This window comes from Anatilimnocola aquadivae (assembly GCF_049819085.1).
In the GTDB taxonomy this organism is placed as follows: domain Bacteria; phylum Planctomycetota; class Planctomycetia; order Pirellulales; family Pirellulaceae; genus Anatilimnocola.
Window position 1 is genome coordinate 7154792 of the sequence record NZ_CP187419.1, and the last position, 14717, is coordinate 7169508.

Below are 14717 nucleotides of genomic sequence, written 5' to 3' on the forward strand. Positions count from 1 at the left end.
TCCCTCGCTGATTGACCGCTGCTGATTTACTCGCCCGGAGCCGACCGTTCATGCAGCCTGCGCCCTCTGATCGCAATCGCGACCCTGCTCCTCGCGCTGGCAAGCTCGCCTCGCGCAAACGCCGCCGGGTAAACCAAGAAGCAACTCGCCGACACTTTCTCGCCCGCTTTGAGTGCCTGGAAGATCGCCGCATGATGGCGATCAATTTTCTGGAGGACTTTAATACTTACGCAGCGGCGGGGTTCCACCACACTCCTGGTGTGGGGCAGTTGGATTCGGATGTTTGGACTGCTAGCGGCTTTTCCAACGCAATGTTTAATGTCACGCCAGGATCCGTCAAAACCACGGGGCAGCCTGCACGAGGCTTGAGAGATGAGTTTTACGACGCGAATGGTGGGTTTTATACTTTCGATGCCGCTGCCGGGAATCGGTTTTTCGCGATCAATCCATCTGCTGGCGAGTGGACGCCAGGCGACCTCACTCTGCGGGTGTACAACGACAATGTTGCCGTCCAGGACCCGACTATCTCGTTTGATTACTGGGTACGCGATAATTCCGTTGTCGGCACGAGTATGAGTTTGTCGTATCAGATTGATGAGGATGCAAATTGGATATCTGTCCCCTCGCTCGACTACAACACCCCCTCTGGTGCTGGCAACTTTAACTTTGTCTTGGCAACAACTAAGTCGATCACTCTGACTGGCGTCACCATCCCCTCGGGCGCGTCTTTGGATTTACGCTGGTCAAATAGTGAGTCCTCTGCGACGCCAGGCTTGCGCGACGCGATTGGCATCGACAACATCCGGGTAACAACAGCTGCTCCCAATGTGGCGCCGACGATCTCGGCGATTGCCGATCAATCGACCCTTTCGTACACGCCCAAGTTGGTGAACTTTACGGTTGGCGACACGGAGACTGCGGCTGGGTTGCTCAACGTAAGTGCGACCTCGAGCAATCCGGCGGTACTGCCGAGCGCGAATATCGTCTTCAGTGGCTCGGGTGCGAACCGAACCCTCACTGCCACACCGGTCGCTGGTACGGGTACCACCACCGTGACGGTCACCGTGACCGATGCCGGGGGAAAAACCGCGACGGAAGATTTTCTGCTGACGGTCGACCAAGCCTGGACGCTCAGCATGCCGCAAAATCTGACGGCTGCGCAAGGGCAGCTTGACGTCGTCGAAATTCCGGTCGTGCTGAACTCCAACGGCACGCCCGCAGCCACGCTGTACTCGATGGACCTGGCGATTACCTACGATACCAATGTGATGGACATCGAAGGGGTCACACTTGGCAGTGCGCTCACGCCTGCCCCGTTGATGGCTTCGCTCAATCCCAATCTGAGCGAGCCCGGCAAGATCGGCCTGCTCGTGAACGTCGTGGGTGGTCTGTCGACCGCAACCAACGGCCAAGTGGTCGTCATTCGCGCTCGCATGAAGCAAACCGCGCCGACCGGCACCACGCGTATCAATCTGCAGAACTCTTATGTGCCGTCGGCAGGCCTGCCGATCGTCACACAGTTGAACGAGGGACTGTTGCCGCTCGGACCGCCGCCGACGAATGCCGATAGCGACGCGCTGGCGGATGCCGCGATCAATATTTTCGCCAACAATCAGCCGAGCTTGGCAGGGATCAGCTCGCAAACCGTAGATGAGGACTCGACGCCCCCAGCCGTGCCGCTGACGGGCATCTCGACGGGTGGCGAAACACAGCAAGTCGCCTTCATCACCTCGATTACGAATCTCGCCGGCACTCCCGATACTTCCGTCGTCGCCAGTGCCGCCGTTTCGTACACTTCGCCCAGCAGCACCGGCACTCTCAATTACACCCTGACACCAGCGGCCAGTGGCACAGCGATTGTGAAAGTGCTGATGCGCGACGCCGGTCCCGATGGCGTGCTGCTCACCAGCGACGATGGTTTCGCGCAGCGACAGTTCACAGTGACGGTGAACGCCGTGAACGACTTGCCCACGCTGACGCCCGTCGCGGGGCCCACGATCAGCGAAGATGCGTTGACACAACTGATCAACTTGACCGGCATCACCGCCGGCGATAGCGAAAGCCAGGCACTCACGCTCACTGCGGTTAGCAGCAACCCCAGCCTGATTCCCGATCCGCTGCTCCCTTACGCGTCGCCGAGTAACACCGCGACACTCTCGTACACCCCTGTCGCCAATCAATCGGGGACGGCGAAGATCAACGTCACGGTGCGCGATGCGGGCTTCGATGGGGTAGCCGGCAATAGCGACGATGCGACGTCGTTTCATGAATTCACAATCACCGTGAATCCCGTGAACGACCTGCCGACGCTCGCCGCGATCAGCGATGTGACGGTTGACGAAGACGCCGCGACCAAGACCATCTCACTCAGCGGCATCACCGCCGGGCCGCTCGAAACGCAGGATCTATCGATCACGGTTATCAGCGACAACACCGATCTGATTCCTACGCCAACGCTGCTGCCGTACACCTCGCCCAGTAGCACCGCTTCGATTCAATTCACGCCCGTGGCGAATAAGTCGGGTACTGCCAAGATCAAAGTCACGGTGCGCGACACTGGCCTCGATGGCATTCCCGGCAACTCCGACGACGGCAGCACCGAGCAAGAGTTCACCGTCACCGTCAACGCCCAGAACGATCTGCCAACGCTCGATTCGCTCGCTCCGCTGACGATCGACGAAGATGCCCTCGCACAAACGATCAACCTGAGTGGCATCACCGCCGGTGGTGGCGAATCGCAGAATCTGACGGTGACTGCCGTCAGTGATAACCCTGGCTTGATTCCGAGCCCGAGCGTTCCTTACTCGTCACCAAGCAGCACGGCTTCCTTCTCGATCACGCCTGTTGCTAATCAGTCCGGCACCGCCAAAATCACCGTGACGGTGCGCGATGCGGGACTCGATGGCATTGCCGGGAATGCGGACGACGGATCATTTAGCCGGGAGCTGACCGTTAACGTGACGGCGGTGAATGACACGCCAACGCTGGATGCGATTACTGCAAAGACCATTGATGAAGATGTACTGACGCAGACGGTGAATTTGGCGGGCATCACTGCTGGTGGTGGCGAAACGCAGAATCTGAAGATTACGGCTGTCAGCGATAACACCGGTCTGATTCCGAATCCAGGTGTGGTTTACTCGTCACCAAGCAATACCGCTGTGCTTTCGTACGCGCCAGCTGCCAATAAGTCGGGCAGTGCGAAGATTACCGTCACCGTGCGTGATGCCGGTGCTGATGGGCTGTTTGATACACCGGATGATGCGACCTTTGATCAGCACTTCACGGTCACCGTCAATCCAATCAACGATGCGCCGACACTAGCATCGATCGATCCCGTCATCGTTGCCGAAGATTCTGGAACGAAGACAGTAGCTCTGACCGGCATCACTGCTGGACAGTTTGAGGGTCAATTGCTGAGCGTGACAGCAGTGAGTGACAATGCTGCCTTGACCGGAACTCCCACGATTCTGCCGTACACTTCACCCAGCAGCACGGCCTCGTTGCAGTTCACGCCTGTCGCCGACCAATCAGGAACTGCGAAGATTACCGTCACCGTCCGCGATGCAGGCTTCGACGGCATTCTGAACACCGCCGACGACGCGACGTTTGATCAGCAACTGTTCGTTACCGTCACCGCAGCGAACGACACGCCCACATTGACAGCAATCGTTCCCGCGACGACTAGCATCAACGAAGATACCTCTACGCAGACAGTGAACCTGAGCGGCATCACCGCTGGCGGCGGCGAAACGCAGAATCTCACCGTGACTGCGACGAGCGACAATCCCGGCCTAGTCCCTGATCCAAGCATTCCGTACTCGTCGCCGAGTAGCACCGCGGTGCTCTCGTACGCACCTGTCGCAAATAAATCCGGCAGTGCCAAGATCACCGTTACCGTGCGCGACGCTGGCCTCGATGGTATAGCCGGCAACGGCGACGATGCGACCTTCAGCCAGCATTTTGACGTCACTGTCAATCCGGTGAATGATGCACCAACACTGATCGCCATTAGCGACGTCACCATCGCCGAAGATGCAACGACGCAGGCCGTAGCACTTTCCGGCATCACCGCCGGAGCGTTGGAAACTCAAACACTTTCGCTTACCGTTGTCAGCGACAACACCGATCTGATTCCCACTCCAACGCTGCTGCCGTACACGTCACCCAGTAGCACCGCTTCGCTGCAGTTCACGCCCGCTGCGAATAAATCGGGCACTGCCAAGATCACCGTCACAGTGCACGATGCGGGTCTCGATGGTATCGCTGGTAACGGCGACGACGGCACGTTCTCGCAGCACTTCATGGTGAACGTGACGCCCGCCAACGATCTGCCAACGCTCGATTCGATCGCTCCGCTGACGATCGACGAAGATGCCCTCGCACAAACGATCAACCTGAGTGGCATCACCGCCGGTGGTGGCGAATCGCAGAACCTAACGGTGACTGCCGTCAGTGATAACCCTGGCTTGATTCCGAGCCCGAGCGTTACTTACTCTTCGCCGAACAGCACAGCTTCATTCTCGATCACGCCTGTTGCGAATCAGTCGGGTACCGCCAAGCTCACCGTGACTGTGCGCGATGCGGGCCTCGATGGCATTGCCGGGAATGCGGACGACGGATCATTTAGCCGGGAGCTGACCGTTAACGTGACGGCGGTGAATGACACGCCAACGCTGGATGCGATTACTGCGAAGACCATCGACGAAGACACGCTCACGCAGACGGTGAACCTGGCTGGCATCACTGCTGGTGGCGGTGAAACACAGAACCTTAAGGTGACGGCTGTCAGCGATAACACCGGTCTGATTTCGAATCCGGGTGTTGTTTACTCTTCGCCGAGCAGCACGGCAGCGCTTTCGTACGCGCCGGCTGCCAATAAGTCGGGCAGTGCCAAGATCACGGTCAGCGTGCGTGATGCCGGCGCTGATGGGCTGTTTGACACTGCGGACGATGCGACCTTCGACCAGCACTTCACGGTCACCGTGAACCCGATCAACGATGCGCCAACGCTCGACACGATCGCACCACTGTCTGTGGCCGAAGATTCAGGAACGAAGACGGTTGCGCTGACGGGCATCACTGCAGGGCAGTTCGAGAGTCAGCTGCTCAGCGTAACTGCGGTCAGCGACAACGCGGCTTTGACTGGAATTCCCACGCTCCTGCCTTACACTTCACCGAGCAGCACGGCCAGTTTGCAGTTCACACCCGTCGCCGATCAATCGGGTACGGCGAAGATCACGGTGACCGTCCGCGATGCGGGCTTCGATGGCATTTTGAACACCGCTGACGATGCGACCTTCGACCAGCACCTGTTCGTCACCGTCACTGCGGCGAATGACACACCAACGCTCGCAGCGATCATTCCCGCGGTGGTTAGCATCAACGAAGATGCAGCCACGCAAACCGTGAACCTAAGTGGCATCACGGCCGGCGGCAGCGAATCGCAGAATCTCACCGTTACTGCAACGAGCGACAATCCAGGCCTGATCCCCGATCCGAGTGTTCCATACACTTCGCCGAGTGGCACCGCAGTCCTCTCGTACTCTCCGGTCGCAAATAAATCGGGCAGTGCGAAGATCACCGTCACCGTGCGAGATGCCGGCCTTGATGGCATAGCCGGCAACATTGACGATGCGACCTTCAGCCAACATTTCGACGTCACCGTCAATCCGGTGAACGATGCGCCAACTCTAGCTGCGATCAGCGATGTAACCATCGCCGAAGATGCAACGACGCAGACCGTGGCACTCGCCGGCATCACCGCCGGACCGTTGGAAACTCAAACACTTTCGCTTACCGTTGTCAGCGACAACACCGACCTGATCCCCACGCCAACACTGCTACCTTACACGTCACCTAGTAGCACCGCTTCGATCCAGTTCACCCCAACTGCGAATAAATCCGGCAGTGCCAAGATCACGGTCACGGTGCGCGACACTGGCCTCGATGGCATTCCGGGCAACACCGACGACGGCAGCACCGAGCAAGAGTTCACCGTCACCGTCAACGCCCAGAACGATCTGCCGACGCTCGATTCGCTCGCTCCGCTGACTATCGATGAAGACGCACTTGCGCAGACGATTAACCTGAGTGGCATCACCGCCGGTGGTGGCGAATCGCAGAATCTGACGGTAACTGCGGTTAGTGATAATCCCGGCTTGGTTCCCAGCCCGACTGTTCCTTACTCATCACCAGGCAGCACGGCTTCGTTCTCGATTACGCCGATAGCTAATCAGTCGGGTACCGCCAAGATCACCGTGACCGTGCGAGATGCGGGCCTCGATGGCATCGCCGGGAATGGGGACGACGGCTCGTTCAGTCGGGATCTGACGGTGAACGTGACGGCGGTGAATGATGCACCGACGCTAGACCCGATTGCTTCAAAGACCATTGACGAAGACGCACCGACGCAGACGGTGAACCTAGCGGGCATCACTGCCGGTGGTGGTGAAACGCAGAACCTGAAGGTGACGGCCGTCAGTGATAACGCCGATCTGATTCCAAATCCGAGCATTCCCTACACATCGCCAAGCAGCACCGCAACGCTTTCTTACGCGCCGGCTGCCAATAAGTCGGGCAGCGCCAAGATCACGGTCACCGTGCGTGATGCCGGTGCTGATGGGCTGTTTGTTACACCGGATGACGCGACCTTTGATCAGCACTTCATGGTCACCGTCAATCCAATCAACGATGCGCCGACACTCGATACTGTTGCCTCTGTCTCAGTCGCCGAAGATTCAGAAACGAAGACGGTTGCTCTGACCGGCATCACTGCAGGGCAGTTTGAGAGCCAACTGCTCAGCGTCACTGCCGTCAGCGACAACGCGGCTTTGACCGGTACTCCCACGATTCTGCCGTACACGTCACCCAGCAGCACGGCGACGCTGCAATTCACGCCTGTCGCCGCTCAATCAGGCACGGCGAAGATTACCGTAACCGTCCGCGATGCGGGCTTCGACGGCATTCTGAACACCGCTGACGACGCAACCTTCGACCAGCAGCTATTCGTAACCGTCACCGCAGCGAACGACACGCCCACGCTCGCAGCGATCTTGCCTGCGATCGTTAGCATCAACGAAGATGCAGCCACACAGACCGTGAATTTGAGCGGCATCACCGCCGGCGGTGGTGAAACGCAGAACCTCACCGTAATTGCAACGAGCGACAATCCCGGCCTGATCCCCGATCCGAGCGTTCCCTACACTTCGCCGAGTAGCACCGCAGTCCTCTCGTACTCTCCGGTCGCAAATAAATCGGGCAGTGCGAAGATCACCGTCACCGTGCGAGATGCCGGCCTTGATGGCATTGCCGGCAACGGCGACGATGCGACCTTCAGCCAGCATTTCGACGTCACCGTCAATCCGGTGAATGATGCACCGAGTCTGATCGCCATTAGCGACGTCACCATCGCCGAAGATGCAATTACACAAACCGTCGCACTTTCCGGCATCACCGCTGGACCGCTCGAAACACAGGATCTGTCAATCACAGTTGTCAGCGACAACGCCGACCTGATCCCCACACCAACGCTGTTGCCGTACACCTCCCCCAGCAGCACCGCTTCGCTTCAGTTCACGCCCGCTGCAAATAAGTCGGGCACCGCTAAGATCACCGTCACCGTGCACGATGCCGGTCTCGATGGGATCGCTGGCAACGGCGACGATGGCACGTTCTCGCAGCACTTCACGGTGACTGTGAATGCCGTGAATGACGCCCCCAGTTTCACTAAGGGAGCAGATCAAGCGGTTCTGGAAGATGCCGCCGCGCAATCGGTTGGGAACTGGGCGACAGCCATCTTGTCTGGGCCTAACGAAAACGACTCCGTCAACTTCGTGATCACGTCGAACGACCGCCCGGACCTGTTTGCAGTAGGACCGAGTATCGCAGCCAACGGCACGCTCACCTACACGCCGGCTTTGAATGCCAACGGCACCGCGACGATCCGAGTCAAGCTGGTCGACAATGGACCGGTCGGTGGCGTGAACGAAAGTGCCGAGCAGACGTTCACGATTAGTCTCACGGCGGTGAACGACGCCCCGAGCTTCACTAAGGGGGCCGATCCGACTGCGTTTTTCAATGCTGGCCAGCAGACGTTGCCAGCCTGGGCGACGAATATCTCGGCGGGAGCCCTTAACGAAGGCGGCCAAACGCTCACCTTCACCGTTACAGTGCTAACCAACCCTGGGCTGTTTGCCGTGGCTCCTGCCATCGCCAGCAACGGCACACTGACGTTCACGACCGCCACGGGGCAAAGCGGCTCGGCAACCATTAGCGTATTCTTGAAGGACGATGCGGGCATTGCGAACGGCGGCAGCGATACCAGTGCCACGCAGACGTTCACCATCAACGTCAGCCCGCAGGCTGCTAACATTCCGCCGACGATCAACACCATTGCCCCGCAAACGATCAACGAAGACGCCGGCTCACAAACGGTAAACTTCAGCGGCGTCACTACCGGCGGTGAAACGCAGACGTTGAAAATCACTGCGGCCAGCAGCCATCCAACTCTGATTCCCGATCCCGTTGTTACCTACATCTCGGCGAATCCCACGGGCAGCCTGGCGTATTCGCCGAATGCGAACGCCAACGGCACGGCGACCATTACCGTCACTGTGCGCGATGCCGGTCACGACGGAATCATGGACAATGCCGACGATGGCGTCACACTCACCAGCTTTCTGGTGACCGTAAATGCCGTGAACGACGCCCCCAGCTTTACGAAGGGGGCTGACGTCTCGGTGTTAGAGGACGCGGCTCCGCAATCGACCAACTGGGCCACTCTCATTTCTTCGGGGCCGAACGAAGCCGATGCGGTGACGTTCAACATTCGCACCAACTCTCGGCCTGAGCTGTTTGCCGCCGGACCGACGATCTCCAGCACCGGCGTGCTGACGTTTACTCCAGCCCCGAATGCCCATGGCACAGCGACCATCGCGTTGGATCTGTCCGATAACGGCGGCACCGACCTTGGCGGCGCGAATACCAGTGCGACACAGACATTCACCATTACGCTGACACCCGTCAACGACGCGCCCAGTTTTGCGAAGGGTGCCGATCAAACGGTGCTCGAAGACGCCGTGCCGCAAACCGTCGCAAACTGGGCGACCAATATTCTGTCTGGCCCCTTGGAGAATGATGCTGTTTCCTTCACCGTTTCCGGGAACGATCGTCCCGATCTCTTCTCGGCCGGCCCCAGCATCGGGCCCGATGGTACGCTCAGCTACACGCCGGCACCAAATGCTCACGGCAGTGCCACGATTCGCGTGAAAGCAATCGACAACGGCGGCACGGCCAACTCGGGCGTGAATGAAAGCGCCGAGCAGACTTTCGTGATCAATCTCACGCCGGTCAATGATCCTCCAAGTTTTACCAAGGGCCCCGATCAATCGGTGCTAGAAGATGCCGGTCCGCAGACGGTTATCAACTGGGTGCTGGCAATGTCGCCGGGCCCGAACGAAGCGGGCAGTGCGGTCAACTTTACGGTTGAAAGCAACGACAACCCTGGGTTGTTCGCCGTTGCTCCCGCAGTTTCGCCCGCGGGCGTGCTCACTTATACGCTGGCCGCAAATGTGCACGGCAGTGCGACCATTGGCCTCCGGATCAATGATGATGGCGGAATCGCGAACAGCGGCGTGAATCAAAGTGCGATCCAGACGTTTGTCATCAACGTGACCAATGTCAACGATGCGCCAAGTTTCACGAAGGGTGCCGATCAAACGGTGCTCGAAGACGTCGGAGCGCAAACGGTTGCAAACTGGGCCACGGCAATCTCCGCGGGGACGAACGAGAGCGAAGGCGTGGCGTTTGTAGTCACTGGCAACAGTCGACCCGATATGTTCGCGTCGCAGCCCGCGATCGCACCGAACGGCACGCTCACCTATACCCCCGCGGCGAATGCCTATGGTAGCGCTACCATCACTATCAAACTGACCGACCTGGGTGGCACGGCCAACTTGGGCGTGAACGAAAGTGCCGAGCAGACGTTCGTTATCAATCTCACACCGGTCAACGATGCTCCGAGCTTCACCAAGGGCCCAGACCAATCGGTGCTAGAGGATGCCGGTCCGCAGACGGTTACCAACTGGGTGCTGGCAATGTCACCGGGCCCGAATGAAGCGGGCAGTGCGGTTAACTTCACGATTGAAAGCAACGACAATCCCGCGTTGTTCGCCGTGGCTCCCGCAGTTTCGCCCGCCGGTGCGCTGACCTATACCCTGGCCGCGAATGCTTACGGCAGTGCGACCATTGGTCTGCGGATCAATGATGATGGTGGCATCACGAACAGCGGCGTGAACCAAAGTGCGATCCAGACGTTTGTCATTAACGTGACGAATGTCAACGATGCGCCCAGCTTTGTGAAGGGTGCCGATCAAACGGTGCTCGAAGACGTCGGAGCGCAAACGGTTGCAAACTGGGCCACGGCAATCTCCGCGGGGACGAACGAGAGCGAAGGCGTGGCGTTTGTAGTCACTGGCAACAGTCGACCCGATCTGTTCGCTTTGCAGCTAGCGATCGCACCGAACGGCACGCTCACCTACACACCGGCAACGAACGCACATGGCACGGCCACCATCACCGTCAAACTGGCGGATCTTGGTGGCACGGCCAACTCGGGCATAAACGAAAGCACTGAGCAGACGTTCGTTATCAATCTCACGCCGGTCAACGATGCCCCGAGTTTCACCAAGGGCCTCGATCAAGCGGTGCTGGAGGATGCCGGTCCGCAGTCGATTCCACTGTGGGCAACCGATATCTCGGCGGGCATCAATGAAACGGGCACCGTCGGTTTTGTGATCGAGAGCAACAGCAATAGTCCGCTGTTCGCGGTTCCACCGGCCATCAGCGAGTCCGGCACGCTCACCTACACCACCACCGCCAATGCTTCCGGTACAGCTACGATTGTCGTGCGAGTCACCGATCTAGGCGGCACCGATAATGGCGGCGTGAATACGAGTGCCACACAGTCGTTCGTCATTACCGTCAACCCGACCAACGATGCCCCGACGATAGCTCCCGTGAGCAACCTTACGGTTGTCGAGAACGCCGGCCCGCAAACAGTGTTGCTCAGCGGCATCACCGCCGGCGGTGGTGAGACGCAATCGCTGCGGGTAACGGCAAGCAGCAGCAATGCTGGCCTCATTCCGTCTCCCAGCGTCACGTACACTTTACCCGATTCGTCGGCCAGTCTGACATTCGCTTCCGAGTTCGATCAAATCGGCACGAGCGTCATTATGGTTACCGTTCGCGATTGGGGCCTGAACGGCATTTGGGATGATGCCGACGACGGACTAACCACCACGAACTTTACGGTCGAAGTCATCCGCGCAAATCGAGCGCCGGTCGCCAGCGACAGCAGCCTGAATACGCCGTTCGACACGGCCGTTAGCGGTCAGTTGCAAGTCAACGATGCGGATGGCCCTTCGCTCACCTACACGCTCTTGATGTCGCCCGTCAGCGGAACGCTCACTTCCCTGAACACAGCCACCGGCGCGTTCACCTATCAGCCCAACGCAGGCTTCACCGGCGTCGATGTCTTCACCTTCCGCGTTTCGGACGGCGAGTTTAGCGATACGGCGACGGTGCGCATCGTCACCCAAGCTCCTGTCGCCACGGTGCAAGTCATCCAAGGTGTTCTCTTGGCGGACGGTACCCCCCGAGAAGACACGTTCCTCATCTCCCGCGTGTCGCCAAGCTCAGTCCTGGTGCGCACGGGCACCGACTCAACCATCTATCCACTGCTAGAGGGTTTTCCAAATCACCTGTCCATTCGCACCGGCGATGCCAACGACTATGTCGTGCTGCGCGGAATTACCAATCTCGCGAACATCGATTTGGGTGCTGGCGACGATATCGCCTTGACGGGTGCGGGCGAAGATCACATTACGGGTGGTCTCGGCAACGACATCGTTGCGGCTGGCGACGGAAACAACATCGTGCGGGGTGACGAAACGGATGTTGATGCTCTGCTCGGTGGCAACGACGTCATTACCGGCGGCAATGACCGAGACGTCGTCTATGGCGGCGGGGGCAATGATCGCATCATGGGCTATGCGGGCGACAACTACCTGCGTGGCAATGCAGGGGACGACGTTATCTTTGGCGGCGACGGTCCAGACTTCATCCTGGGTGGCAGCGGCAACGATGCGATCTACGGCGGACTCGGCGACGACGTGATTGCCGGCAACGACGGCAACGACACGCTCTCAGGCAGCAGTGGCGACGATATGCTGATCGGCGGCTTTGGCAGCGATCAGCTATTCGGTGAGGAGAACCGCGATCTGCTGATCGGCGGCGAGATCACCACCACGAACGAAGCGTTTACAACGGAACTCCTGCAGATGCTGGCCACCTGGGTCGCTTCCCATCCGGGAAATCTCGCCACCAGCGTGCTCTCGCCCGATGACGCGGCCGTCGATACGCTCTTCGGCGCATCGGGCGATGACGATTTCTACCGAGGAACTGGCGATCTCACGCCCGACTATCGCTTCTCGCCCGAGCACGGCAACGATCGACGTTTTCCGTGAGAAACGAAGCCTCTAGAGAAAGTCGGCTGCAATGCGGTCGAAATCAAACGGAGTTATTCCTTGCTCCACAGAGAAGACGGTATCGGCTTCCGCAGCATCTGTTACCAACTGACCGCGAGCCTGTGCGTGGAGCGAAAGCAACGCGTGGAGATTTGGCTTAACAAGGTGAGTTAGCCCGTACAGCATATTCGAGATTCCAGAGATGTTCTGTGCCACGTTGTTCCACGCGGGACTCTTTCGCAGAGCCAGATCAGTCCACACAACTTGCCGCGTGACTAGGTCCAAGATGAGTGGAATACAAATCCTTGTGTTCGCTGTAACATCAACCTTGTCCTGCACCGTTCGTGGCTCGAAAATCTCGCCGGAGTTTGCGTGCTGTCGACCCATCCAACCCGCAAAACACTCAGGCAGATCGCAGTACGGTTGCTGCGTAAAGCTATGAACCGTCATAACGATGTAACGAGCCTGTTGCGCAATCATTCGCGCAATATCAAGATCAATGAACTCGCACGCGCCATTCGGTGCATCAACGATATCACCGCTGTGATGCCCGCCGTACCCTTTCAATTGGTAATACGACAAAACGTCGATGTAGCGGTATTGCTCGTTGAAAATCACCGCCGATAGATCGATGTCAGTCCTGCTCGTCCCGTTTTTCCACCAAAGAAAGAAGCGGATGAATTTCGCTGCAGGCATTGGCACTCGACTGCCACGCACCAGCGTTCGTAACGACTTAGAGGCCGAGCGCTGAGAAAATGGGACAAGGTAGCTCCCTAGTCGGGGATCAATATGACACTTGCCAAGCGGCGACCGCTGCGCAAATCGGCGAGACAGCGACTCTCTGGCTATTGCTTCGACCAGTCCCGTCGTATCCGCGGGTAGAGGCGGAAAAGTACTCGGCAATACCTGTGCTTTTGCCACTTCCCCTTTCGGGAACACTGTGCGACCCCCCATCGGCTTGCTGCGTAAACCGAAGTGACAGAGCACTTGCAGTAGCATGGGAGTGGCTGTGTGATCGACAATTTGACGAAACGCGGCAAGCACGTGTTCTGCTCTACCCAGTCGCAGTAAATGATCCAAGCGCCGAGTAAGTTCCCCCGGTCGCTGAAGGAGGAGTTCAATGGCGGCGGGTACATCTCGCCGGTGGAGTGCATCTTCAACAGAGCCGTTAAAGGTTGAGAATTGCTTGTCGTCCCGAAGAATTTGAAAGGCGGCATTTGTCTTCGGAAATTGAGTTGCATACTCGCCCGGGTGAAGGGCCTCACCGAGACGCTTCCAAGTTTGTTTCCAGCGCAGCATATCTTCGGTCGGATTCGCCAGCCGTTCTAACCAGCCGAGCAAAGTCCGCCGCTGCTGCCGGCGAATGCCCTTGAATTTAGTTGGCTCAGCGAGTGAGACGTCGCCATCGCATAACGCCACAGCCAGTCGTAACACATCCGTTGCCGTTTGAATTTGCTTTCCCAGGTACTCTACAAGCGATGTACTACGGAGAAGCGCAGCGCCGACAACGGCGAGATTTTCCTTGAAGGGAATGGCTTGAGGCAGTATACGCTGGATGTCATCGCGGTGCTGCGAGATGAACCAAGCTACGTCCTCCTTGTCTTGCAGAGATAGCGAGGTCTTCGCTGAGACCAACCGCGTAAAGATCCGCTCGAACTCTTCGGGAGTTCCCAGCTCGATCAGCCGACGTTCTGTCGCTTCTTGTAGCGGTTGCCGTGGCTCACGTTCGAAGGTTAGCTTCAAATTCGTCGCGTAATGACAAGTAGCATTCAGATACAGTTCGGCTTCGGCCATCTCCATGACTTGGCGGGGAAAGTTCGGATAAAACGGTTCGAAGACTTGGTGGGCTCCCACGAGTTGCTGTAGTGCCTTAATCAACTCCTCGTAAAAAGACTCCAGCTGCTCGAGCGGCAGTGTCCGTACTCGATCCAAGAGTGTCGGCGAGCAAACGAAGCCTAGGCTTTCGACATTTTTCTGAAACGCGCCGATATGCGCGTCAGTCCACTGTGCACAACCTTCAGGTACATAGACCTTGCGAGCTCGCCTCAAGAAGACGCTGTTCATCTGCACCGCCCAATAAAAATCGCCCACCGGTAAGGCAGGCGAAAAGTGGAAAGCGAGGACTCTAGGTTTGCAATTAGAAGGAAGAACCCTCATAGCCACACGAGAAGGATACCGGTGGGTATAAAA

Annotated in this window: 2 protein-coding genes; one reads left to right on the forward strand and one right to left on the reverse strand. The window is 58.2% G+C overall.

Features of this window, described 5'->3' with window-relative positions; genetic code table 11:
• Positions 1–50 precede the first annotated feature (50 nt).
• Positions 51–12527 (forward strand): tandem-95 repeat protein, encoded by a 12477-nt coding sequence (locus NA78x_RS28350; RefSeq protein WP_425615740.1) that lies wholly within the window; start codon positions 51–53, stop codon positions 12525–12527.
• 12 nt (positions 12528–12539) lie between these two features.
• Here the strand turns inward: NA78x_RS28350 and NA78x_RS28355 are convergent, their stop codons facing one another.
• The gene (locus NA78x_RS28355) at positions 12540–14591 is read right to left on the reverse strand and encodes a TerD family protein (protein WP_425615741.1); all 2052 of its coding nucleotides are present in this window, start codon (positions 14589–14591) and stop codon (positions 12540–12542) included.
• Between the last annotated feature and the right edge of the window lie 126 nt (positions 14592–14717).